The organism is Streptomyces telluris (assembly GCF_024519335.1).
GTDB lineage: Bacteria > Actinomycetota > Actinomycetes > Streptomycetales > Streptomycetaceae > Streptomyces > Streptomyces telluris.
In genome coordinates this window covers 64,176-87,785 of the sequence record NZ_JANIID010000023.1, presented here as the reverse complement: position 1 = coordinate 87,785, position 23,610 = coordinate 64,176, and the positions used below count along the sequence as shown (strand labels likewise).

The window sequence follows — 23,610 nt, the reverse complement described above, 5'->3', positions numbered from 1 at the left end:
CGTAACGCGTGAGAGGCCGGACTTGTGCCCGACCCGAGGCGGAGATTTTGCCTCACATCAAGGTCTGTTACTCAATCGACACCCAACCGCACACCTGAAGAGGTGATGGGGATGGATGGCGAACCGGACCGTACACGGTCCGAATGCCGCATGCGGATGCGCCATCACGTGTACTTCCCGTGATCAGGACCAGCGGAAACCCCCATTTTTCCGGCGTTCCGGCGCGCCCGCTGATCACGGAGAGTGGATGGCCGGAAGTTTGCCTGTGTGAGCGATTACACACACTCACAGCAAGGGTCGGAACGTGAAAATTCCGCCCAAAGCGAACCTACGGCCGCCCTATTCTCGCAGAAATTTTCAGGTGGGCAGGACCACTCTCATGATCAACCCGCCTCCCTCGCGCGGCTCCGCGGTGATCCGCCCGCCGTGCGCGCGGGCCACCGAGCGCACGATCGACAGACCCAGGCCGACGCCCTTGTCGCTGCCCGTGCGCTCCGTGCGGAGCCGGCGGAACGGCTCGAAGATGTTGTCCAGCTCGTAGGCCGGGACCACGGGCCCGGTGTTCTCCACCACCAGCACCGCCTGGCCCGGCTGCGCCTCGGTGGTGACCTCGACCCAGCCGTCCGGGGCGTTGTACCGCACGGCGTTCTGCACCAGGTTCAGCGCGATCCGCTCCAGCAGCACGCCGTTGCCCTGGACGACCGCGGGCTGCCGCGTGCCGCGCAGCTCCACGCCCTTGGTCTGGGCCTCCGAGCGCGTCTGGTCCAGCGCCCGGGAGGCCACCTCGGCCAGGTCCACGGGCTTGCGGTCGACGATCTCGTTGTCGCTGCGCGCGAGCAGCAGCAGGCCCTCCACCAGCTGCTCGCTGCGCTCGTTCGTGGCCAGCAGCGTCTTGCCGAGCTGCTGGAGCTCCGGGGGCGCGCCGGGGTCGGAGAGGGTGACCTCCAGCAGCGTGCGGTTGATCGCCAGCGGCGTGCGCAGCTCGTGCGAGGCGTTGGCCACGAACCGCTGCTGCGCGGTGAAGGCCCGCTCCAGCCGGTCGAGCATCTCGTCGAAGGTGTCCGAGAGCTCCTTCAACTCGTCCTCCGGCCCGTCCAGTTCGATCCGGCGGGAGAGGTCGGTGGCGGCCACCCGGCGGGCGGTCCGCGTCATCCTGCCCAGCGGCGAGAGGACCCGGCCCGCCATGGCGTAGCCGAAGGCGAAGGCGATCACGGCCAGGCCGAGGAGGGCCAGCAGCGAGCGCTTGAGGAGGCCGTCGAGGGCCATGGCGCGCTGGTGCTCCATGCACAGCCGCAGGCCGTTCATGAAGGTGTCGCTGTTGGTCGCGGAGCCCTGGGGCAGGCTCCGGCAGCTGGCGCTGGTCTCGACGTTGGCGTTGAGGATCCGGAACGGCAGCTGGTTGCCCTGGGTGAGGGCGTCGGCCGCCAGCAGATAGATGATCGTCAGCAGCAGCACGCCGGCCATCAGGAACATCCCGCCGTACAGCAGGGTCAGCCGTATCCGGATCGTCGGGCGCAGCAGGGGGAACGGGCGCACGACGGGCTGCCGCGGGTCCCAGGTGGGCTTGGGAGGGGTCGCGGGGGGCGTCGGGGTGGGGGCGGAGGTCATCGGGGGATCAGATCCGGTATCCGGAGCCGGGCACGGTGACGATCACCGGGGGCTCGCCGAGCTTGCGGCGCAGGGTCATGACGGTGACCCGGACGACGTTGGTGAAGGGGTCGGTGTTCTCGTCCCAGGCCTTCTCCAGCAGCTGCTCGGCCGAGACGACCGCGCCCTCGCTGCGCATGAGGACCTCCAGGACGGCGAACTCCTTGGGCGCCAGCTGCACCTCGCGGCCGTCGCGGAAGACCTCGCGGCGGTTGGGGTCGAGCTTGATGCCGGCGCGCTCCAGGACGGGCGGCAGGGCCACGGTCGTGCGGCGGCCGAGGGCCCGCACGCGGGCGGTGAGCTCGCTGAAGGCGAAGGGCTTGGGAAGGTAGTCGTCGGCGCCGATCTCCAGGCCCTCCACGCGGTCGCTGACGTCGCCGGAGGCGGTGAGCATCAGGACGCGGGTGGGGATGCCGAGCTCGACGACCTTGCGGCAGACGTCGTCGCCGTGGACGAGCGGCAGGTCGCGGTCGAGGACGATCACGTCGTAGTCGTTGACGGCGATGCGCTCCAGGGCGGCGGCACCGTCGTACACGACGTCGACCGCCATGGCCTCCCGGCGCAGTCCGGTGGCGACGGCATCGGCGAGCAGCTGCTCGTCCTCGACGACGAGTACGCGCACGGCGTTGATCCTTCCCTTTGGGCCCGGGCGGGCAGGCTGGAGATACCCCTGTGGGTGTCTCCATCCTGCCTCGAACGTCGGTAAACCGGCTGTAAGGGGTGCCGGGGCCTGCTTGCCGGCAGGGCATTCCGGATCGCGGCCGGGCCGGGGCGCGGAGCGCTTTCCGGACGGGTGGGGGGATTGGTTCCGGTCGGGAGGTTTCCCCGCGGACGGCGTTGGGGAAGACGTCTGCACACCCGCGATCACGCCCAGTGGCGGCACGCCACCACGGCCCGTCCGCCCGCGCCGGGGCAGGGGCGCGATCGATTCGCCGTCGGCACACCCCCGTGCCATCGACCCACGACGAGGGGGCGCAGCACCATGGACGCGTTCACCGCTGGCATTCTGCAGCGCATAGAGAGCACCCGCAGCGAACGGGACCAGGCCCGCAGGCTGGGCGACGAGTACACGGCCGAGGTGGAGCAGTCCGCCTTGGACGACCTGCACCGTCTCGCCGCCGAACACGGCGTCGAGGTCTCGGCCTGAGCAGGATCCGACGGCAGTGCCCCGGCGCCGAACGGCGCCGGGGCACTGTTGTGTCCGGCAGGGGCCGGGCGGCGGGGCTCAGCCCTGCCAGGCCCCCAGCTCCTCCAGGCGCCCCTGCAGCGTCTCGAAGAGCACCGGCGGGGCCGCCACGGTCAGCTCCGGGGAGACGGGCTCGCCCGGGCGCCCGCCGGTCAGGGCGCCGGCCTCACGGGCGATGAGCGCGCCCGCCGCGTAGTCCCAGGGGTTGAGCCCGCGCTCGTAGTAGCCGTCCAGGCGGCCGCAGGCCACGTCGCACAGGTCGATCGCCGCGGACCCGCCGCGCCGGATGTCGCGCACCTGCGGCAGCAGGGAGCGCAGGACCTCGGCCTGGGCGGCGCGCCGCGCGGTGAGGTAGCCGAAGCCGGTGCCGATCAGGGCCTGGTCGAGGCCGGGCGCGGGCCGGACGGACAGCCGGCGGTCGCCTTCGTAGGCGCCCTCGCCGAGCACGGCCCGGTAGGTCTCGCCGCGCATCGGCGCGGCCACGACGCCGACGACCGCCTCGCCGTCGAGCTCGGCCGCTATGGACACGGCCCAGGACGGCAGGCCGTAGAGGTAGTTCACGGTGCCGTCGATCGGGTCGATGACCCAGCGCACGCCGCTGGTGCCCTCGCTGCTGGCGCCCTCCTCGCCCAGGAGGCCGTCCTCGGGGCGGCGCTCGGCGAGGAAGCCGGTGATCAGCTTCTCGGCGGCGATGTCCATCTCGGTGACGACGTCGATCGAGCTGGTCTTGGTCGCGGCGACCCCGAGGTCCGCCGGGCGCCCGTCGCGGAGCAGGGCCCCGGCGCGGTCGGCGGCCTCGAGGGCCACGGCCAGGAGTTCTGCCTTCAGGGTGTCGCTCACGGTGCTGGTGCTCCTTACGCGTACGGGCTGTCGGCTCCGGCGGCGGCCGGGCGCGGGGCCCGGGCCGGGCAGCAGCCGACGGGACAGAGGTCGTGCGAGGGGCCGAGGGCGCCCAGGGCGCACCGCTCGGGGCGCTCGCCGCGCTCGCTCGCGGCCCGCTCCAGGACCAGCTCGCGGACGGCGGCGGCGAAGCGCGGGTCGGCGCCGACGGTCGCGGCGCGGGCGACCGGCAGGCCGAGCTCCGCGGCCTTGGCGGCGGCCTCGGTGTCGAGGTCGTACTTGACCTCCATGTGGTCCGAGACGAAGCCGATGGGGACCATGACGACGGCGGGGACGCGGTCGCCGTGCGCGGCCTCCAGGTGGTCGCAGATGTCGGGTTCGAGCCAGGGGATGTGCGGGGCGCCGCTGCGGGACTGGTAGACGAGCCGCCAGGGGTGCTCGGTGCCGGTCTCCTCGCGCACCGCCTCCGCGACGGTGCGGGCGACGTCCAGGTGCTCGGCGACGTAGGCGCCGCCGTCGCCGTGGCCGTCCGCGGGGCCGGAGGTGTCCGCGGCGGCGGTGGGGATGGAGTGGGTGGTGAAGGCGAGGTGCGCGCCCTCGCGGACGCCCTCGGGCAGCTCGGCGAGGGCCGCGAGGACGGCGTCGGCCATGGGGCGGACGAAGCCGGGGTGGTTGAAGTAGTGCCGCAGCTTGTCGACGCGGGGCGGCGTGACGCCCTCGGCCTCCAGGGCCGCGAGCGCGTCGGCGAGGTTCTCGCGGTACTGCCGGCAGCCGGAGTACGAGGCGTAGGCGCTGGTGGCGAGGGTGAGCACGCGGCGCCGGCCGTCGGCCGCGATCTCGCGCAGGGTGTCGGTCAGGTACGGCGCCCAGTTGCGGTTGCCCCAGTAGACCGGCAGGTCGAGGCCGTGCTCGGCGAACTCTTTGCGCAGGGCGCCGAGCAGCGCACGATTCTGGTCATTGATCGGGCTGACGCCGCCGAAGAGGAAGTAGTGCTGCCCGACCTCCTTGAGGCGCTCGCGGGGGATGCCGCGCCCGCGCGTGACGTTCTCCAGGAAGGGAACGACGTCGTCCGGGCCCTCGGGGCCGCCGAAGGAGAGCAACAGCAGGGCGTCGTAGGGGGCGTGCGCTGGCTGATCCGACATGCGTCCGATCCTGCCACCCTGCACGGACCACCGGGAAATGACGGTGCGCCGAACAAACGTACCCCAGTAAGCTGTATCGGCCAGCTACATCCCTTACGGCACCCTCGTCCCGTCCCCCGAAACGACCCCCTAGGGAGCCGTCTTGCCCAGTCCCTACCGCGAGATCTTCGCCGCTCCCGGCAGCAAGGCGTTCTCGGCGGCCGGTCTCCTCGGCCGGATGCCGCTGTCGATGTTCAGCATCGGCATCGTCACGATGATCTCCCAGATCACCGGCCGCTACGGTCTCGCGGGCGCCGTGTCCGCGGCCCTGGCCGTCTCCGCCGCCGTCCTCGGCCCGCAGATCTCCCGGCTGGTCGACCGGCACGGGCAGAGCCGGGTGCTGCGCCCGGCGACGCTGGTGTCCCTGGCCGCCGTCACGGGGCTGCTGCTGAGCGCGCAGCAGCGCTGGCCGGACTGGACGCTGTTCGTCTTCGCCGCGTTCGCCGGCTGCGTGCCGAGCGTGGGCTCGATGGTCCGGGCCCGCTGGGCGGCGATCTACGGGGGCCGCGGGCTCCTGCACACGGCCTACGCCTTCGAGTCCGTCCTGGACGAGGTGTGCTTCATCGTCGGCCCGATCCTCTCGATCGGGCTGTCCACCAGCTGGTTCCCCGCGGCGGGCCCGCTGCTGGCCGCCGTCTTCCTCGCGATCGGCGTCGTGTGGCTGACCACCCAGCGCGCCACCGAGCCGGAGCCGCACCCGCGCGGGGAGCACGGGGGCGGCCACACGCTGCGCTCCCCCGGCCTGCAGGTGCTGGTGGCGACCTTCGTCGCCACGGGCATGATCTTCGGTGCGTGCGACGTGGTGACCGTCGCCTACGCCGAGGCCGAGGGCCACAAGAGCATGGCGAGCCTGGTGCTCGCGGCGTACGCGCTCGGCTCCTGCCTGGCGGGCATCGTTTTCGGACTCCTGCGGCTGAGCGGGGACATGGCGCGCCGCTGGCTCGTGGGCGTGTGTGCGATGGCCGTGAGTATGATCCCCCTCCAACTGGTCGGGAGCCTGCCGTTCCTGGCCGTGGCGCTCTTCGTCTCGGGGCTGTCGATCGCGCCGACCATGGTGACGACGATGGCCCTCGTCGAACAGCACGTACCGCGCGCGCAGCTGACCGAGGGCATGACCTGGACGAGCACGGGTCTCGCGGTCGGCGTGGCGCTGGGATCGTCGGCCGCCGGCTGGGTGGTGGACGTCCACGGCGCCGCCGCGGGGTACGCGGTGTCCGGGGTGGCGGGGGTGCTCGCGGCGGCGGTCGCGTTCCTGGGGTACCGCCGGCTCCACGGGCCGGCGCCGCAGCGGCCGGGGGGACCTGTGCCGCAGCCAAGGGGAGGGTCTGACGCACATGACGGAGACGACCGGAACGACGACCTCAGCAAGGGCATCGTCGCCTAGGGCGGCCGGGCCGGCCCGCTGGCGCAACTGGGCGGGCAACGTCACCGCGCACCCCGTGCGGACGGTGGCCCCCGCTTCCGCGGCCGAGGTCGCGGAAGCGGTCGTACGGGCCGCGGCGGACGGCCTGCGGGTGAAGGCCGCCGGCACCGGCCACTCCTTCACCGCCGCCGCCGCCACCGACGGCCTGCTCATACGCCCGGAGCGGCTCGGGGGCCTGCGCGCGATCGACCGCGCGGCGGGCACGGTGACCGTGGGGGCCGGCACCACGCTCCGGCACCTGAACACGACGCTGTCCGCGCACGGCCTGTCGCTGGCCAACATGGGCGACATCATGGAGCAGACCGTCTCGGGGGCGGTCAGCACCGGCACCCACGGCACGGGCCGCGACTCGGCCTCGCTCTCGGCCCAGGTCCGCGCCCTGGAGCTGGTCACGGCGGACGGCTCGGTGCTGACCTGTTCCGCGGACGAGAACCCGGAGGTCTTCGCCGGCGCCCGGCTGGGGCTGGGCGCGCTGGGCGTGATCACCGCCGTCACCTTCGCGGTGGAGCCGGAGTTCCTGCTCCGGGCGCGCGAGGAGCCGATGCCCCTCGACCGGGTCACCGGCGAGTTCGAGCAGCTGGTCGCCGAGAACGAGCACTTCGAGTTCTACTGGTTCCCGCACACCGGCAACTGCGTCACCAAGCGCAACAACCGCAGCTCCGGTCCCGCGAACCCGCCCGGCCGGGTCGCCGCCTGGGTCGAGGACGAGCTGCTGTCGAACGGCCTCTTCGGCGCCCTGTGCGCCGTGGGCCGCGCCGTCCCCGCCGCCGTCCCCGGCATGGCGCAGCTCGCCGGCCGCGCGCTGTCGGCCCGCACCTACACGGACGTGCCGTACCGCGTCTTCACCAGCCCCCGCCGGGTCCGCTTCCTGGAGATGGAGTACGCGCTGCCGCGGGAGGCCGCGATGCCGGCGCTGCGCGCGCTGCGGGCCGCGATCGAGCGCTCGCGGCTGCGCGTGGCCTTCCCCGTCGAGGTCCGCACGGCTCCGGCCGACGACATACCGCTGTCCACGGCCCACGCCCGGGACACCGCCTACCTCGCCGTGCACATGTACCGGGGCGCCCCCTACCGCGCCTACTTCCGGGCCGCCGAGCAGATCATGACGGCGCACGGCGGGCGGCCCCACTGGGGAAAGCTCCACAGCCGCGACGCCGGGCACCTCGCGGCGGCCTATCCCCGCTTCGCCGCCTTCACCGCGCTGCGGGACCGGCTGGACCCGCAGCGCGTGTTCGGCAACGACTACCTGCGGCGCGTACTGGGCGACTGAGCGGACGGCCCGGCGCCCCGTCATCGCGCCCGGCCTCCCGCCGTCGCATGCCGTGCCCCGTAAGGGGCGCGGGGAACTGCGCGACCAGCCATCACCGACCGGCGGCCGACCGGCAGCATCCGGCGGGGCACCGGGCCCGGCCGGGCGGAGCGCGGGTCTACGAGACGGTGCCCGGCGTCGCCGCACCCGTACCCGCGGCAGCGTTCTGCCCCTGCGTCGGCGGCTTGGGCGACGCCCCGCCCCCCGAGCCGCCCTGCCCGCCCGTGCTGCCGCCGCCCTTGTCGTCCCCGCCCGTGCCGCCGCCCTGAGAGGCCGAGGGGTCGGGCGTCGGGTCCGGCTTGGTGCTGGGCGTCGAGCCTCCGGAGGAGGGCGACGTCGACGGATCCGGCGACTGCTTGCCCGTGCCGCCGCCCTGACGGGAGGCGTCCGGGTCGGGCGAGGGGCCGGAGCCGCCTCCGGTGCCGCGCTCCTCGCCGCCGTCGTGCGAGCGCTCCGGGTCCGGGGACCGCTCGGGCGCCGGGTCCTGCTTCTCCTGCGGCTTCCCGCCGTCGATGATCCGGCTGAACGTGGTCCCCTTACCACCGTCCGCGCTCGACCCCTTGACCAGCTCGACCGCGGTGACGGTGCCCATCGCGAGGACGAAGACCGCGCCGGCGGCGATGAGCGGGCCCTTCCAGCCGCGCACACGGGTGCCGTGCGTCGTGGCGGGGGTGTACGTGTCCGTGTAGGCAAAGGAGTGTTCATCGGCGCGCGCTCCAGGATGCGCGCCCGCGTATGCGCCTCCGGACTCCGGCGACCGTGACGCCGTGTGCAACGGCCGCGTCGCCTCGTCGCCGGCCGCGGCGCGGCCGACGGCCCGGCCCGCGTCCCGCACGGGCACCTGGCGCAGTTTCGGCTTCGCCGCCTGCGTGGTCGCCTCGCGGAGCTGTTCGCCGGTCCGCTTGAACACGTGCTGGAAGACCGTGCCGCCCGACGTGGCCACGACACTGACGACGCCGGCGCCGATGACCGTGCCGTACACCCCGAGCTTGCCCGCGAGCAGCGCGGCGACGACCGCCGCGAGGGCGCTGCCGGCGACCTGCGCGAGGCTCAGCTCCAGACGCTTGCCCTTCTGTTTTGCCTCACTTTCGCCTTTGTCGTCCATCTCCTGCCTCTGTGTAGCTTTGGCTCCGTCTTGCAGGTAGAAGAGACATTCGAGCGTAACGAACAGTTCCGATTCCGGCGATTCTGTGAACCTCGACACCCGTGCGTCCGCCTTCGCGCGCGATAGGTACGATCAACTCCCTTCTCCCGCGTGAACTTCGATGGCGCGCCATTCCACCCCCAGTGGCCCGAATGGAGTACTGTGACGAGCCCTGGCCCCGGTGTCCCGTCCGGCTGCCTGGACCCAACGGGCGGGGCCCCACCGGCTCTCACCCCCGTCAACTCGGCAATGTTGTGGCAGGCTGCACCCGGGCAGGCCACACTCGACTAGCGGAAGCAGCGACGCACGTGACGTCGGCAGGCACCACCCGGGAGGTCCCCATGCCCGAACTGCGTGTCGTGGCCGTCTCCAACGACGGCACACGGCTGGTGCTCAAGGCTGCGGACAGCACGGAGTACACCCTTCCCATCGACGAACGGCTGCGCGCCGCCGTGCGCAACGACCGTGCTCGTCTGGGGCAGATCGAGATCGAGGTGGAGAGCCATCTCCGCCCCCGCGACATCCAGGCGCGCATACGTGCGGGAGCCTCCGCGGAGGAAGTGGCGCAGCTCGCGGGCATCCCCGTGGAGCGGGTGCGCCGGTTCGAGGGCCCGGTCCTGGCCGAGCGCGCGTTCATGGCCGAGCGCGCCCGCAAGACGGCGGTGCGCCGCCCCGGCGAGAACACCGGCCCGCTCCTCGGCGAGGCCGTGGCCGAGCGGCTCATACTGCGCGGGGCCGAGAAGGACACCGCGCAGTGGGACTCCTGGCGCCGGGACGACGGCACGTGGGAGGTCCTGCTCGTCTACCGGGCGGCAGGTGAGCCCCGCGCGGCGAGCTGGTCGTACGACCCGCCCAGGCGGATCGTTCAAGCGATGGACGACGAGGCCCGCGCGCTCATCGGCGAGACCGACGACACGCCCGAGCCGAGCTTCCCCTTCGTGCCCCGGATCGCCCGTCTGCCGCGGGACAGGCCCCTCGACCGGTCGCTGGACCGGCAGCAGGCCGCGTCCTCCGGCCCGTCCTCGTCCGAGGCGGACGCCGAGCCCTCCGAGGAACCGCCCGCCAAGGAGCGGGATTCGCTGACGAGCCTGCTCGAAGCGGTCCCCAGCTTCCGCGGCGACATGGTCGTCCCCGAAACGCCCTCGGCCGCACCGGCAGGTGACGAGCCGTCCGACGAGCCGGAGGCGGTCGAGCCCCCGGCGCCGGCCGCGAGCGCGGGCGCCGCGTACGCGGACGTCCTCATGCCGCGGTCCGTGGCCGGCCACCGCGACCGGCTGGTCGGCACGACGGACCGTCAGGCCGAGGCCGACGGGGTCCGGCCCGGCCGCCGCGCGGCGGTCCCCAGCTGGGACGAGATCGTCTTCGGCACCCGCCGCAAGAAACAGGAGTAACCGCCACGCCAGTGACCACCCGTCAGTCCCCCGGCTCCGGCCGGGGGCGTCGACGGCAGCGCGCGCCGGGCCGCCCCCGGTCCGGCGACCGGGCGGCGGACGATCCGCCGGGCCGCCCATGGGGGGCGAGCCCGATGGAAGCGCGCGGTCATCCGCGCCGGCCGCCGTGGCGCTCGGCCACGACGGTGCTCTCCGGCGGTGCCGTCCCGCCCCGGGCACCGTCCCTCCGCCCCGTACGCGGTCGGCTCGGCACCGCCGGACCGCGCCGTGAGGGCTTCCCGCCCTCGCGGCGGGAAGCGAACCGCTCGACGGGAGGGACTGCAGACCAGCGGGCCCGCCCGCCCCAGGGGGCGACCCACCCGGCCGGTCGCTCCGGGGCCCGCTCCACGGGCCGGCCGATGAGCCGCCCGCAGGGCCGCCCCGCAGACCGGTCCGCGATCTCAGCCCGGCTGCGGGCCCGTGGCCACCGGGCGCGAGGGGTCCGAGGACCACTCGCTCCACGAACCCACGTACAGGGCCGCCGGGACGCCCGCCACGGCCAGCGCGAGGAGCTGGTGCGCGGCGGAGACGCCGGAGCCGCAGTAGACGCCCACCTCGGCGCCGTCCACCGCGCCCAGGGCGCCGAAGCGGGCGGCCAGTTCGGCCGCGGGCCGCAGCCGCCCGTCCGCCGCCACGTTCTCCGTCGTCGGCGCCGAGACCGCGCCCGGGATGTGCCCTGCCACCGCGTCGATCGGCTCGGTCTCGCCCCGGTAGCGCTCTCCCGCCCGGGCGTCCAGCAGCAGCCCGCGGCGGGCCAGCGCCGCCGCACCGTCCGCGTCGAGCAGCGGCAGCGCCCCCGGCGCCGGCACGAAGTCCCCCTCGCGCACGGGCGTCCGCCCGGCCGTGACCTCCCCGCCCTGCGCCCGCCAGGCCGCCAGGCCCCCGTCCAGGACGCGCACGGACGGATGCCCGGCCCAGCGCAGCATCCACCAGGCCCGCGCGGCCGCCCAGCCCTGTCCCCCGTCGTAGACGACGACGTCCCCGCCGGAGCGGACGCCCGCCCTGCGCATCGCCGCGCCGAACTCGCCGAGCCCGGGCAGCGGATGCCTGCCCCGCTTCCCCGGGGGGCCGGCGAGCTCGCCCTCCAGGTCCACGTAGACCGCGCCGGGGATGTGCCCCGCCTCGTACTCCGGCCGGCCGGGCGGGCCGCCGAGCTGATAGCGGACGTCCAGCAGGACGGGCGGCTGCCCGCCGGCCGAGGCGTCCATGAGTTCGACTGCGGAGATGATGGCATTCATGGCCCCCATCCTGACGTAGTCCGGCGTGCGCCGAACGGGCCTCTGGCGAGGTGGCGCACAGCTGATCGATACTGGGCGCCGCGTTCGCCGGGGCGCGCTCGGGCGCCGGAACGGTACTGCCCCCGCGATTCCGGGCATTCTCCTGCGGGAACCCGGGAATCCCGGCGCGGCCGGGGGGCGCGTGGCGGCAGGTGGTGCAACCATCTGGTCGTGCCCCGTCCCGTACCACCCCCGCGCGCCGCGGCCCGGCGCGGGTCGCGCGGCCACCACGATGGTCCGAGGAGAGAGTGACATGACCGAGGTTTGGGGCTCCCCACGGCCAGGAGCGGGGGAGATCCGGCAGGCGCCGGGCAGCCCGTGCTGGACGAGTCTCCTGGCGCACGACCTGGAGGCGATCCAGGACTTCTACGGCGCTCTGTTCGGCTGGGCCTTCTACAGCCCCGGGCCGCGCCGGCTGGGCCCCTACGTGCGCGCCACGATCGACGGCCGCGACGTGGCCGGCCTCGGGGAGCTCACGCCCGGCCGCCGGCTGCCGACCGCCTGGACCACCTATCTCGCCAGTGACGACGCCGACGAGGCCGCGGAGTGGATCCGCTGCTCCGGCGGCACGGTGGGGGTGGGCCCGCTGTCCGCGGAGGACGCGGGGCGGCTGGTGCTCGCCAGCGACCCGGCAGGGGCGCCCTTCGGCGTGTGGCAGGGCCAGAAGCTGACCGGCGCCCAGCTGACCGGCGTGCCTGGCACGCCCGCCTGGCACGAGCTGGTGACCCGCCGGGCGTCGGCGGTCGCCGGCTTCTACCGGGCTCTGTTCGGCTACGACGTCAAGCCGGCCGACGCCGCCCGCTCGTCCCGCTCCCCGGTGGACTCCCCCGCGGACCCCGACCCCGGGGACCACCTCACGCTGCAGCTCGACGGCCGTCCGGTCGCCGCGATCCGGGGCGTCGGCGCGGCGCTGCCGCGCGAGCGGGGCCCGCACTGGATGACGTACTTCGAGGTCGCGGACACCGATGCCGCGGCCCTGCGGGTGGTGGAGCTGGGCGGGCGGGTGCTGGACCCGCCGCACGAGGCGCCGGCCGGCCGCATGGCCACCGTCACCGACCCGGAGGGGGCGGTCTTCACCCTGCTGCGGGCGTCCCGTTGACGGGGGCGGGGTCGACGGGCAGCACGTCGGGAGAGAGGGCGGCGGCGCGCGCCGCGGCGGAGGTCAGCCGGCGGCGGTGGTGGCGCCGGCACAGCACCTCGTAACCGACCACGGTCTCGGGCTGGTTGACGTCGCCGACGACCACCTGGGCACCCTCGACGACCATCTGCCCGCCCACCGTACGGGCGTTGTGCGTGGCCCGCGCACCGCACCAGCACAGCGCCTCGACCTGCAGCACCTCGATGCGGTCGGCGAGTTCGACCAGGCGCTGGGAGCCGGGGAAGAGCTTGGTGCGGAAGTCGGTGGTGATGCCGAAGGCGAAGACGTCGAGTTCGAGGTCGTCCACGATCCGGGCGAGCTGGTCGATCTGGTCCGGCTCCAGGAACTGCGCCTCGTCGGCGATGACGTAGTCGGCGCGGCCGCCCGCCGAGAGGTGGGCGACGATGTGCGCGTAGAAGTCGAACCCCTCGCCCGCCTCGACGGAGTCGGTGACCAGGCCGAGCCGGGAGGAGAGCTTGCCCTCGCCGGCGCGGTCGTTCCGGGTGTAGATCATCCCTTGCAGGCCGCGGGTCGAGCGGTTGTGCTCGATCTGCAGAGCGAGGGTGCTCTTTCCGCAGTCCATGGTTCCGGAGAAGAACACCAGCTCGGGCATGGGGAAGCCAATGCCTTTCATAGGTCGGGGCGTTGAGGGGGCGCGCGGTCGTACGGGGGCTGCGGGCTTACGGGGTCAGGCACGCACTTCGAGGAGCGGCACCAGCTGCTCCACGGGCGTCATGGAGCCGTGCAGCCCCACCATCGCGGATTCGTTCGGCTCGGTCTCGGTGGCGACGATCGCGATGTCGTCGCGGGCGGCCGCGACCACGTCGCCGATCCGGCCGTGGACGCGGCCGTCCACCCCGTCGCCGGGGCGGCCGAACCAGCCCGCCTCGATCGCCTCGTCGCGGCTCGCGATCCACATCTGCTCGCCGAGCACCTCCCGCCACACCGCGAGCACGTCGGCGGCGGCGCCGGGCACGGCGTAGACGTGGCGGGCACGGGCCTCGCCGCCGAGCAGGGCGACGCCCGCGCGCAGCTCCCAGTCCTCGTCGAAGTCGATGCGCGACTCGGGGTCGAAGGGGATGTCGATCATGCCGTGGTCGGCGGTGACGTACAGCGCCGAGCGGGGCGGCAGCTGCTCGGCGAGGCGCTGCGCGAGGCGGTCGACGTACATCAACTGGCCGCGCCACTCGTCGGAGTCGACGCCGAAGCGGTGCCCCTTGCCGTCGAGGTCGCTGTAGTACGTGTAGACGAGCGAGCGGTCCGCGGCGCCGAGGCGGTCCGCGGCGAGGTCCATCCGGTCCTCGCCGGAGAGCCGGCCGTGGAAGGTGCCGCCGCTCAGCGCGATCTTCGTCAGCGGGGTGTGCTGGAAGTCCGGGGCGGAGACCTGGCAGGTGTGCACCCCGGCCGCGTCCGCGAGCTGGAAGACGGTCGGGTACGGCTGCCAGACGTGCGGGTCGGTCCAGGGCCGCCAGCGCAGCTGGTTCATCAGCTGCCCCGTGGCCGGGTCGGCGACGGTGTAGCCGGGCAGGCCGTGGGCGCCCGGCGGCAGCCCGGTGCCCACCGAGGCGAGGGAGGTCGCCGTGGTGGACGGGAAGCCGGCCGTCAGGGGCGAGCCGGTGCCGTTGGCCGAGCCGGTCATCAGCGAGTGCAGGAACGGCGCCTCGGCGGGGTGGGCGCGCAGCAGCTCCCAGCCCATGCCGTCGATCAGGAAGACGCACACGCGGTCGGCGGGGGCGAGCTCCAGGCCCGTGGAGAATCCGGGGACGCCCATGCCGCTCGCGACCGCGGGCAGCAGGTCGGCCAGCGAGCCCGCGCCGTAGCGGGGCAGCGGGGCGGAGCGGGGGTCGAGCGGGACGGGCTCGTGCCAGGCGGAGCCCACCGTCGTGGAAGAGGACATCAGCGGGCGGTCGCCGCAGGGGCCGCAGGAGCCGCGGTGGCCTCGGAGAGGGCCTGGGCGAAGGCCAGCGCCTGGCGGACGGTGTCCGGGCCGTCACCCGCCTCGCTGACGCGCAGGCTCAGGTCGTCGGCCGTGGAGGAGCCGGTGTAGCCGTGGTCCGCGTCGCAGTTGGGGTCGCCGCAGGCGGCGGGCTCCAGGTCGATCCGGGACACCGCGCCCCAGCCGATGTTCAGCACGACCTCGCGGGGCAGGGTGCCGGGGGTGTACGACTCCGGGTTGGCGACGACGCGGCTCAGCACGACCGAGGAGATCCGCTCCAGCTTCACGGATTCCGTGGAGGTGGTGGCGTACGGGGACGGCGAGGTGCCGTCGGCGGCCTGCTCGTCGGTGTGGCTGACGATGAACCGGGTGCCGGTGAGGACGAGGACGGTGACGTGGCGGCGCACCTCGTTGGAGTCGAACGTCGTCTCCTGGTGCACCAGGTACGACGCGACCGGCTCCCCGCCCACTGCGGCCTCCACCGCCTCGGCCACGAGGGCCGGGTAGTAGCCACTGCGCTCGATCGCCGCGCGCAGCCCTTGGGTCGTCGTACCGGTCTTCGCCATAAGCCCATCCTAAGGGGCCCACGGGCCCCAACCGCCCGATGCGCCCGCGCCGGCCCCGGCCGGGACCGGCGGGATGGGACGGGCGTCACACGGCGGGCCCGGCCGGGTGCGGCCCGGCGGCCGGCCGGGGTCAGACCGCCGGCAGGCTGCGCGGGCCCAGGTCCGTGCGGGCCGGGGCCGGGGCCAGGCGGATGGTGGCGCCCAGGACGTGCACCCCCTGGGGGGCGACGATCACCGGCTCCAGGTCGGCGCCGACGACCTCGGGGTGGTCGTCGACCAGCCGGGAGACGCGCAGCAGCAGCTCCTCCAGGGCCCTGGTGTCGACGGGCGTCGTGCCGCGCCAGCCGAAGAGCAGCGGGGCGGTGCGGATGGAGCGGATCTGCTCGGCGGCGTCGCGGTCGGTGACGGGGACGAGCCGGTGGGCCGTGTCGCCGAGGAGCAGGGAGGGGGCCCCGGCCAGGCCGAAGGACAGGACCGCCCCCGCCGCCGGGTCGATGGCCGCCCGCACGACGGTGTCGACCCCGCGCGGCGCCATGGACTGGACGACGAGCCGGGTCTCCTCGGGCTTGCCGAGGAGCTCGGTCAACTCGGCGTACGCGCGGCGCAGTTCCGATTCGCCGCCCAGGTCGAGCCGGACGCCGCCGAGGTCGGCGCGGTGGCGCAGGTGCGGGGCGGTGGGCTTGAGGGCGACGGGGAAGCCGAGCCGCTGCGCGGCGCGCACCGCACCGTCGGGGTCGGGCGCCGGCAGCGCGGGCAGCACGGCGATCCCGTACCGGGCGAGGAGCCGCTGGGTGTCGGGGGCGGAGAGGGTGACCGCCCGCGGGCCCTCGGGCGGCGGCGCCAGGCCGGCTCCGTGGGCCTCCAGCAGCACGCCGATGTCGGCGGCGGCGCCGGCCTCGTCGATGTCGTCGTACTCGGGCACGCGGCCCGGCTCGGCGGCCTGGCGCCGCCAGCGTGCGTACCGCGCGGCCTCGGCGAGCGCCCGGACGGCCCGCTCGGCGGCGGGGTAGGTCGGTATCCGCACGGCCGGTGCGGAGGCCGCCGGGCCCTCCGCTCCCCCGGCGTCCTCGTCCGCCGGCTCCGCGAGGGCCTCGGCGAGCCCCGGGATCTCCAGGTGCACGACGGTCACCGGCTTGGCGACCGGTGAGGCCGCGACCGCCTCGCGCAGCGCCCGGGCCAGGTCCGCCGCGGAGGCGTCGCCCACCCACGGGATGGCGGTGACGACGACGGCGTCGCACTCCTCGTCGGCCAGGACGCCTGCCAGCGCCCTGCGGAAGTCTGCGGGCCGGGCGGCGGTGGTGAGGTCGTACGGGGGCTGGGGGCGCAGGCCGTCCGTGAGGCAGGCGTCGTAGGTGAGCAGGGCGAGGGACTCGGAGTTGCCGAGGATGGCGACGCGGGGCCCGGCGGGCAGCGGCTGGGAGGCCAGCAGCAGCCCGGTGTCGGCGAGCTCGGTGACCGTGTCGACGCGGATGACGCCGGCCTGCCGGAGCAGGTCGGAGACGGTGGCGTCGGGGATCCGGGTGGTGGGCACGGCGTGCCCGGTGGGCGCGGCCCCGCCGTGGCGGGCGCCCTTGACGACGACGACCGGCTTGCGGGCGGCGGTGCGCCGCGCGAGGCGGGTGAACTTGCGGGGGTTGCCGATGGACTCCAGGTACATGAGCACGAGGTCGGTGTCCGGGTCGTCGTGCCAGTACTGCAGGAAGTCGTTGCCGGAGACGTCCGCGCGGTTGCCGGCGGAGACGAAGGTGGAGATGCCGACGAGCCCGGCGGCGCGCCGGTGGAGCCCGGAGAGCAGGGCGATGCCGATGGCCCCGGACTGGCTGAAGAGGCCTATGCGGCCTGCGGCGGGCAGCTCGGGCGACAGGGAGGCGTTGAGGCGGACGCCGCCTGCGGTGTTGATGAGGCCGAAGGCGTTGGGACCGATGATGCGCATCCCGTAGGAGCGGGCCTGGCGCACGAGCTCGCGCTGGCGCTCGCGCCCGTCGGCGCCGCTCTCGCCGTACCCGGCGGAGAGGACGACGAGGCCCTGGACGCCGTGCTCGCCGCACTCGGCGACGACGGAGGGCACCTGATCGGCGGGCACGGCCACGACGGCGAGGTCGACGGGCCCGTCGATGCCGAGGACGGAGCGGTGGGCCGGCACGCCCTCGGGGTCGAGCCGCGTGGTGCCCTCGGGGAAGGCGTGGTTGACGGCGTGGAGCCGCCCGGTGAAGCCGCCCGCCAGCAGGTTGCGCAGCACGGCCCGGCCCATGCCGCCCGGCGCGCGGCCGGTGCCGATGACGGCCACGGAGCCGGGGGCGAGCAGCCGCTGCACCGAACGGGCCTCGGCGCGCTGCTCACGGGCCCGCTGGACGGCCAGGGAGCGGTCGGTGGGCTCCAGGTCCAGTTCGAGGCGCACGACGCCGTCCTCGAAGCTGCGCTTCTGGGTGTAGCCCGCGTCCGTGAACACCTTGATCATCTTGGTGTTGGCGGGCAGCACCTCGGCGCTGAAGCGCCGGATCGCGCGCTCGCGGGCCACGGCGGCGATGTGCTCCAGGAGGGCGGAGGCGACGCCGCGGCCCTGGTGGGCGTCCTGCACGAGGAAGGCGACCTCGGCCTCGTCGGCGGGCTCGGAGGCCGGCATGCCGCGGCCGTCGATGCGGTCGTAGCGCACGGTGGCGATGAACTCGCCGCCGACGGTGGCGGCGAGGCCGACGCGGTCGACGTAGTCGTGATGGGTGAAGCGGTGCACGTCCCGGTCGGAGAGGCGGGGGTAGGGGGCGAAGAAGCGGTAGTACTTCGACTCGTCCGAGACCTGCTCGTAGAAGCTCACCAGGCGCTGGGCGTCGTCGGGGGTGATGGGGCGCAGGTGCGCGGTGCCTCCGTCGCGCAGCACGACGTCGGCTTCCCAGTGGGTGGGGTACGGGTGCTCGGGCCCGGACCGCGCCGGCGTCGTCTGCATGGGGCCAGCGTAAGGCCGGGCACGGACATCGGGAGCGCTGCGCCGGAGCACTCCGGGCACCGTGAGACACTGGTCTAGACAACTTCTCCGACTTGAAGGGCAACACCATGGCTGAGCGCCGCGTCAACGTCGGCTGGGCCGAGGGCCTGCACGCCCGTCCTGCGTCGATCTTCGTCCGTGCGGCGACCGCCGCCGGCGTCCCCATGACGATCGCCAAGGCCGACGGCAACCCGGTCAACGCCGGCTCCATGCTGGCCGTGCTGGGCCTGGGCGCCCAGGGTGGCGAGGAGATCGTCCTCGCCAGCGACGCCGAGGGCGCCGAGGCCGCCCTGGACCGTCTGGCGAAGCTGGTCGCCGAGGGTCTCGAGGAGCTCCCGGAGACCGTCTGATTCGACGGAATCACGCGCGGCGGGGCCGCGGCGGCCGATTGAGGGCCGCCGCGGCCCCGTTGTCGTTTTCCCGGCCGCACCCCGCGCACCCCATTCACACCCCGCGTGCGCCCGCGTGAAATCCATGGCATTCCAGCGGTAACAGCCGGGCATTCCTTTGGCGGAAGTTCGGCTGGAGATGGTTCCCGCGGTAACACCGGACGTAAATGGGCACACCCCCGGGAAGCCGGGCCGGGAACCCCGGGATCAGGAACCGGAGATCACCGTTCGCACGGCCGGGCCCGTATTCCGCACGCGGGCCGCCGGCACGGTGCGGCGCAGCCGGAATTCCCCCGGCGACCGGTCCGCACGGGCCGCCGCGATGGCCCGGGCCCGCTCCGCGTCGCCGCGGGCGACGGCGTCCACGAGGGCGCCGAGCACCTCCCAGGTGTCGACGGGGCGCGCGGGCGGCTCCGCCGCGTACACCCAGGCGATCTTGAGCCGGAGCTGGGTGAGCAGGCCCGCGAGGCTCGGGCTGCCGGACGCCTGGGCGAGGGTCTCGTCGAACCAGTCCCCGAGCGGCCGCAGCTCGCCCGTACGCCCGCCACGGGCCCGCTCCTGGCCGAGCCGCACCAGACCGCGCAGCACCTTCAGGTGCGCCTCCGTACGGCGCTGTGCGGCGCGCGCGGCGCCCAGCGGCTCCAGCAGGGCGCGGACCTCCAGCAGATCGGCGGCCTCCTGCTCGGTCGGCTCCGCGACGCAGGCGCCCGCGTGCCGCCGGGTGGTCACGAACCCCTCCGAGGCCAGGGTGCGCAGCGCCTCGCGCACGGGCACGCGCGAAACGCCGTAGCGGCGCGCGAGGACTTCTTCGGTGAGCCTGCTGCCGGGCGGAAACGTGCCCGAAACAATGTCGTCACGGATCGCCGTGCACACGGCGTGCGCGGAAATGCGACGGCCGCTCTGATTTGCTGTGCCATCACCGTTCACGTACGGCCCCGCATGGGTGAACCTCCGCATAACCCCCGCGAAACGCGGCCGATTGACGCCTGTTCAGCGACTCTATTGCAGCCGCCCGCGATTTCCGACGGCGCACGTGAAGTCATCGATATGTTTTGGCCAACACGAGGATACGACGAAGGCCCCGGCCGGTGGGCCGGGGCCTTCATCAGGCGAATGTGCCGCGCGGGGCGCGGGCGGGTGCGTCAGAGGTTGACGCCGTGCTCGCTGAGGTACGCGACCGGGTCGATGTCGGTGCCGTACGTGGCGCCGGTGCGGGCCTCGAAGTGCAGGTGCGGGCCGGTGACGTTGCCCGTGGCGCCGGAGAGGCCGATCTGCTGGCCGGCGGTGACCGACTGGCCGACGCTGACGTCGATGGACGACAGGTGGCCGTACTGCGTGTAGGTGCCGTCGTTGTGCTTGATGACGACGTTGTTGCCGTAGGCGCCGCCGTAGCCGGCCTCGACGATGGTGCCCGCGCCCACGGCCTGGACCGAGGTGCCGGTCGCGGCGTGCATGTCGATGCCGGTGTGGCTGCCGGAGGACCACAGGCCGCTGGAGGCCTTGTAGGACGTGGAGACGTACGAGCCGGCGATCGGCGAGACGAAGGTGTTGAGGCGCTTGCGCTCCTGCTCGCGGGCGACGCGCTCCTGCTCCTTGCGCTCGGCCTCGGCCTTGCGCTTGGCCTCGTCCGCGGCCTTCTTGACGTCGGCGGCCTGCTGCTTGGCAGCGGTCTCGGCCTCGTGGACGGCGGTGTTCTCGGCTGCGGCGCTGGTCTGGACCTGGGCCTGCTCGCCGATGCGGCCGGCCGTGTCCTCGCCGATGACGACGGCCTGGGTCAGGCCGGTGTCCTCGGTGGGGCGCTGGGTCTCGTCGGGAGAGGCGGCCATCGCCGGGGCGGCGAGGCCCGCGACGACACCGGTGGCGGCGAGGGTGGCTATGCCCGCCGCGTTCGCGCTGACGCGAACGGCGCGGCTCGGCTTGCGGTGCTTCCCGGTGGCACGAGTGAACGCCATTGGTGAGGCTGGTCCTTTCCTTCCCTCTCGCCTACCGGGTTAGCTGACGGGTTCGGAGCAGGAAGGTCTCCTACGGATCCCTCCGGAAAGGGGCCCGATTCACCCCAGGGACACTTGGGTCCCCGGCTCCCCTGGCTCGCGCCGTACGGGGACTCGGCGATGTCTGCCCGGGCCGCGGATGCGACGCACATCTGACGGACAGACGCTTTGACGCTAGACGCCGCCACTTTCGATCGGCAAACAGAAGCCCCGTTTTGTGGCCCACGCCACAACGCAGACGTGCAACCACTCCGCTAAATCGGACATTTGGCAGGCACGCACGCCTCAGGAGCGCGCGTGCCTGCCGGTTGACGGGCCGACCGGCGCGGCCGGCCCGCCGGGGCTTCAGCCCGTGATCACGGTCACTTCGCCGATGCCGAGGGCCCGGACGGGCTCCTCGATCTGCGCGGCGTCACCGACGAGCACCGTCACCAGGCGGTCGACCGGGAAGGCGCTCACCACGGCGGCGGTGGCCTCCACCGTGCCCGTCGCGGCGAGACGCTCGTACAGGTGCGCCTGGAAGTCGTCCGGCAGGTGCTGCTCGACCTGGTCGGCGAGGGTGCCCGCGACGGCCGCCGCCGTCTCGTACTTCAGCGGGGCGACGCCGACGAGGTTCTGCACGGCGGAGTCGCGCTCCTCGTCCGTCAGGCCCTCGGCGGCGAGGGTGCGCAGGACGGTCCACAGGTCCTCCAGCGCGGGGCCGGTGGAGGCGGTGTCCACCGAGCCGCTGATGGCGAGCATGGCCGCGCCGGTGCCCTCCGGGGTGGACAGCAGCACCTGGCCGAAGGAGCGCACCCCGTAGGTGTAGCCCTTCTCCTCGCGCAGGACGCGGTCCAGACGGGAGGTGAGGGTGCCGCCCAGGCAGTACGTGCCGACGCTCTGGGCGGGCCAGACCTGACCGTGCCGGTCGGCGCCGATGCGGCCGATGAGGAGCTGCGTCTGGACCGCGCCGGGGCGGTCCACGATGACGACGCGGCCGGTGTCGTCCGCGGTGACCGGCTTGAGCGGGTACGGCTCGGCCGGGGAACCCGTCCAGGCGCCGAGGGAGTCGGCGAGGGCCTCGTCGAGGTCGACGCCGGTGAAGTCGCCGACGACCACGGCGGTCGTCGTGGCGGGACGCACGTGGGCCTCGTAGAAGGCCCGCACGGAGGCGGCGTCGATGCGGGCGACCGTCTCCTCGGTGCCCTGGCGCGGGCGGGACATCCGCGAGCCGGCCGGGAAGAGCTCCTTGGAGAGCGCCATGGCGGCCCGGCGGGCGGGGTTGGCCAGCTCGTGCGGGATCTCGTCCAGGCGGTTGCCCACCAGGCGCTCGACCTCGTGGTCGGGGAAGGCGGGGGCGCGCAGCGCGTCGGCCACGAGGCCGAGAGCCTTGCCGAGCCGGGAGGCGGGGACCTCCAGGGACAGGCGCACGCCGGGGTGGTCGGCGTGGGCGTCGAGGGTGGCGCCGCAGCGCTCCAGCTCGGCCGTGAACTCCTCGGCGGTGTGCTTGTCGGTGCCCTCGGACAGGGCGCGCGCCATGATGGTGGCGACGCCGTCGAGGCCCTCCGGCTCCGCGGCGAGGGGGGCCACCACGTTGATGTCGACGGCGACGACCTGCTGGCCCGGGCGGTGGCAGCGCAGCACCGTCAGGCCGTTGGGGAGCGTGCCGCGCTCGGGGGCGGGGAAGGCCCAGGGGGCCGCGGTTCCGGCCCGGGGCCGAGGGTGGAAGTCCATGGAAGGCTGGGCGGTGTCAGCGGCCAGGGCGTCGCTCACTTGGCCGTCTCCTCTTCTGCTTCGGCGTTCTCGTCGGCGGCGGGGGCGGCCGGCTCGGTGGGCTCGTACACCAGCACGGCGCGGTTGTCGGGGCGCAGGCGGGCCTGGGCGACCTGCCGCACCTCCTCCGGCGTGATGTCCAGGACGCGCTGCACGGCGGTCAGGGCGAGCTGCGGGTCGCCGAACAGCACCGCGAAGCGGCACAGTTCGTCGGCGCGGCCGCTGACGGTGGAGAGCCGGTCCAGCCACTCGCGCTCCAGCTGCGCCTGGGCGCGCTCCATCTCCGCGGGGGTCGGGCCCTCGGCGGCGAAGCGGGCGAGCTCCTCGTCGACGGCGGCCTCGATGCCGGCCACCTCGGCGCCGCCGGACGCCTTGACGTCCAGCCAGCCCAGCGAGGGGGCGCCGGCGAGCCGCAGCAGGCCGAAGCCGGCGGCGACGGCGGAGCGGTCGTGGCGGACCAGGCGGTTGTGCAGGCGGGAGGACTCCCCGCCGCCGAGGACGGTGACGGCCAGGTCGGCGGCGTCGGCCTCGCGGGAGCCGTCCTGCGGGAGGCGGTAGGCGGCCATCACGGCGCGGGCCGGGACCTCCTCGCGGACGACCTGGCGCAGCTCCTCGCCGATGACGTCGGGCAGGCTGCCGTCGCGCGGGGGCTGCTTGCCGTCGTGCGCGGGGATCGAGCCGAAGTACTTCTCGATCCAGGCGAGGGTCTGCTCGGGGTCGATGTCGCCGACGACCGACAGGACGGCGTTGCCCGGGGCGTAGTAGGTGCGGAAGAAGGCGCGGGCGTCCTCCAGGGAGGCCGCGTCCAGGTCGGCCATGGAGCCGATCGGGGTGTGGTGGTACGGGTGGCCGTCCGGGAAGACCATGGCCGTCAGCCGCTCGAAGGCGGTGCCGTAGGGGACGTTGTCGTAGCGCTGGCGGCGCTCGTTCTTGACGACGTCGCGCTGGTTCTCCATCGACTCGTCGTCGAGGGCGGTGAGCAGGGAGCCCATCCGGTCGGCCTCGAGCCACAGGGCCAGCTCCAGCTGGTGCGCCGGCATGGTCTCGAAGTAGTTGGTGCGCTCGAAGCTGGTGGTGCCGTTGAGGGAGCCGCCGGCGCCCTGAACCAGCTCGAAATGGCCGTTCCCCTTGACCTGTGCCGAGCCCTGGAACATAAGGTGCTCGAAGAGGTGGGCGAGACCTGTGCGGCCCTTGACCTCATGGCGCGAGCCGACGTCGTACCAGAGGCAGACGGCGGCGACCGGGGTCAGGTGGTCTTCGGAGAGCACCACCCGCAGGCCGTTGGCCAGGCGGTGCTCGGTCGCTGTGAGGCCGCCGGTACCGGCCTGTTGCGTGGCCGTGTGACCCATGGGCATGTACGTCCCTTCGATCGCTTGAAATCTCGCGCCGGTGCGCGATGACTCGCGTGATGAGCAGTGCTGTCA

General features: G+C 74.1%; 20 protein-coding genes and 1 riboswitch. Of the genes, 6 read left to right on the top strand and 14 right to left on the bottom strand.

Annotation, left to right across the window (positions count from 1 at the left end; translation table 11 throughout):
- Positions 1–357: 357 nt before the first annotated feature.
- Positions 358–1,608, bottom strand: coding sequence for a sensor histidine kinase (locus NQU55_RS23390; protein WP_168091528.1), 1,251 nt, complete (start codon positions 1,606–1,608; stop codon positions 358–360).
- A gap of 7 nt (positions 1,609–1,615) precedes the next feature.
- Positions 1,616–2,269: a response regulator transcription factor gene (locus NQU55_RS23385; RefSeq protein WP_030368611.1), complete on the bottom strand. Its 654-nt coding sequence runs from the start codon at positions 2,267–2,269 to the stop codon at positions 1,616–1,618.
- 360 nt (positions 2,270–2,629) lie between these two features.
- Here NQU55_RS23385 and NQU55_RS23380 point away from each other — a divergent pair, with 360 nt between their 5' ends.
- Positions 2,630–2,794, top strand: coding sequence for a hypothetical protein (locus NQU55_RS23380; RefSeq protein ID WP_168091529.1), 165 nt, complete (start codon positions 2,630–2,632; stop codon positions 2,792–2,794).
- A 78-nt stretch (positions 2,795–2,872) separates the two neighbouring features.
- Here the strand turns inward: NQU55_RS23380 and NQU55_RS23375 are convergent, their stop codons facing one another.
- Both NQU55_RS23375 and NQU55_RS23370 read right to left on the bottom strand, forming a co-directional pair.
- Positions 2,873–3,673 (bottom strand): inositol monophosphatase family protein, encoded by an 801-nt coding sequence (locus NQU55_RS23375; RefSeq protein WP_168091530.1) that lies wholly within the window; start codon positions 3,671–3,673, stop codon positions 2,873–2,875.
- Positions 3,674–3,687: 14 nt separating this feature from the next.
- Positions 3,688–4,815, bottom strand: a complete 1,128-nt coding sequence (locus NQU55_RS23370) for a ferrochelatase (protein WP_168091531.1) — start codon at positions 4,813–4,815, stop codon at positions 3,688–3,690.
- Positions 4,816–4,957: 142 nt separating this feature from the next.
- Between NQU55_RS23370 and NQU55_RS23365 the strand changes: the two genes are divergently transcribed.
- Both NQU55_RS23365 and NQU55_RS23360 read left to right on the top strand, forming a co-directional pair.
- Positions 4,958–6,238 (top strand): MFS transporter, encoded by a 1,281-nt coding sequence (locus tag NQU55_RS23365; RefSeq protein ID WP_168091532.1) that lies wholly within the window; start codon positions 4,958–4,960, stop codon positions 6,236–6,238.
- The gene (locus NQU55_RS23360) at positions 6,189–7,544 is read left to right on the top strand and encodes a D-arabinono-1,4-lactone oxidase (protein WP_168091533.1); all 1,356 of its coding nucleotides are present in this window, start codon (positions 6,189–6,191) and stop codon (positions 7,542–7,544) included. The genes NQU55_RS23365 and NQU55_RS23360 overlap by 50 nt, the downstream gene beginning before the upstream one ends.
- A 157-nt stretch (positions 7,545–7,701) precedes the next feature.
- On the opposite strand, the gene NQU55_RS23355 is transcribed toward NQU55_RS23360, so the two are convergent.
- Positions 7,702–8,688: a hypothetical protein gene (locus tag NQU55_RS23355; protein WP_168091534.1), complete on the bottom strand. Its 987-nt coding sequence runs from the start codon at positions 8,686–8,688 to the stop codon at positions 7,702–7,704.
- A gap of 347 nt (positions 8,689–9,035) precedes the next feature.
- Between NQU55_RS23355 and sepH the strand changes: the two genes are divergently transcribed.
- A complete protein-coding gene (gene sepH, locus NQU55_RS23350) occupies positions 9,036–10,118 on the top strand; it encodes a septation protein SepH (protein ID WP_168091535.1) in 1,083 nt (360 codons plus the stop codon).
- Between the two features lie 440 nt (positions 10,119–10,558).
- Here the strand turns inward: sepH and NQU55_RS23345 are convergent, their stop codons facing one another.
- Positions 10,559–11,395, bottom strand: coding sequence for a sulfurtransferase (locus tag NQU55_RS23345; RefSeq protein WP_168091536.1), 837 nt, complete (start codon positions 11,393–11,395; stop codon positions 10,559–10,561).
- A 292-nt stretch (positions 11,396–11,687) separates the two neighbouring features.
- Between NQU55_RS23345 and NQU55_RS23340 the strand changes: the two genes are divergently transcribed.
- Complete coding sequence (locus NQU55_RS23340; RefSeq protein WP_168091537.1) at positions 11,688–12,533, top strand: VOC family protein; 846 nt, start codon at positions 11,688–11,690, stop codon at positions 12,531–12,533.
- On the opposite strand, the gene NQU55_RS23335 is transcribed toward NQU55_RS23340, so the two are convergent.
- The 4 genes from NQU55_RS23335 to NQU55_RS23320 all read right to left on the bottom strand — a co-directional run bounded on the left by NQU55_RS23335 (position 12,508) and on the right by NQU55_RS23320 (position 18,015).
- The gene (locus NQU55_RS23335; RefSeq protein WP_168091538.1) at positions 12,508–13,185 is read right to left on the bottom strand and encodes a thymidine kinase; all 678 of its coding nucleotides are present in this window, start codon (positions 13,183–13,185) and stop codon (positions 12,508–12,510) included. The two genes, NQU55_RS23340 and NQU55_RS23335, sit on opposite strands and share 26 nt — an antisense overlap.
- 75 nt (positions 13,186–13,260) lie before the next feature.
- Positions 13,261–14,469, bottom strand: a complete 1,209-nt coding sequence (locus NQU55_RS23330) for an alkaline phosphatase family protein (protein WP_168091539.1) — start codon at positions 14,467–14,469, stop codon at positions 13,261–13,263.
- Positions 14,469–15,074: a DUF5998 family protein gene (locus NQU55_RS23325; RefSeq protein WP_168091540.1), complete on the bottom strand. Its 606-nt coding sequence runs from the start codon at positions 15,072–15,074 to the stop codon at positions 14,469–14,471. Before NQU55_RS23325 ends, NQU55_RS23330 begins: the two co-directional genes overlap by 1 nt.
- A 130-nt stretch (positions 15,075–15,204) precedes the next feature.
- Positions 15,205–18,015, bottom strand: coding sequence for a bifunctional acetate--CoA ligase family protein/GNAT family N-acetyltransferase (locus NQU55_RS23320; protein ID WP_168091541.1), 2,811 nt, complete (start codon positions 18,013–18,015; stop codon positions 15,205–15,207).
- 107 nt (positions 18,016–18,122) lie between these two features.
- Here NQU55_RS23320 and NQU55_RS23315 point away from each other — a divergent pair, with 107 nt between their 5' ends.
- On the top strand, positions 18,123–18,404 hold the full coding sequence (locus NQU55_RS23315; RefSeq protein ID WP_168091542.1) for an HPr family phosphocarrier protein: 282 nt from the start codon (positions 18,123–18,125) through the stop codon (positions 18,402–18,404).
- A 246-nt stretch (positions 18,405–18,650) separates the two neighbouring features.
- Here NQU55_RS23315 and NQU55_RS23310 read toward each other — a convergent pair whose 3' ends face one another.
- The 4 genes from NQU55_RS23310 to NQU55_RS23295 all read right to left on the bottom strand — a co-directional run bounded on the left by NQU55_RS23310 (position 18,651) and on the right by NQU55_RS23295 (position 23,535).
- The gene (locus NQU55_RS23310) at positions 18,651–19,400 is read right to left on the bottom strand and encodes a GntR family transcriptional regulator (RefSeq protein WP_168091543.1); all 750 of its coding nucleotides are present in this window, start codon (positions 19,398–19,400) and stop codon (positions 18,651–18,653) included.
- A gap of 185 nt (positions 19,401–19,585) precedes the next feature.
- Positions 19,586–20,395: a M23 family metallopeptidase gene (locus NQU55_RS23305; protein ID WP_168091544.1), complete on the bottom strand. Its 810-nt coding sequence runs from the start codon at positions 20,393–20,395 to the stop codon at positions 19,586–19,588.
- Positions 20,396–20,408: 13 nt separating this feature from the next.
- Positions 20,409–20,564, bottom strand: a riboswitch (cyclic di-AMP (ydaO/yuaA leader).
- A gap of 215 nt (positions 20,565–20,779) precedes the next feature.
- Complete coding sequence (locus NQU55_RS23300) at positions 20,780–22,147, bottom strand: M16 family metallopeptidase (protein ID WP_168091546.1); 1,368 nt, start codon at positions 22,145–22,147, stop codon at positions 20,780–20,782.
- Between the two features lie 35 nt (positions 22,148–22,182).
- Positions 22,183–23,535, bottom strand: a complete 1,353-nt coding sequence (locus tag NQU55_RS23295) for a M16 family metallopeptidase (protein ID WP_168091547.1) — start codon at positions 23,533–23,535, stop codon at positions 22,183–22,185.
- Between the last annotated feature and the right edge of the window lie 75 nt (positions 23,536–23,610).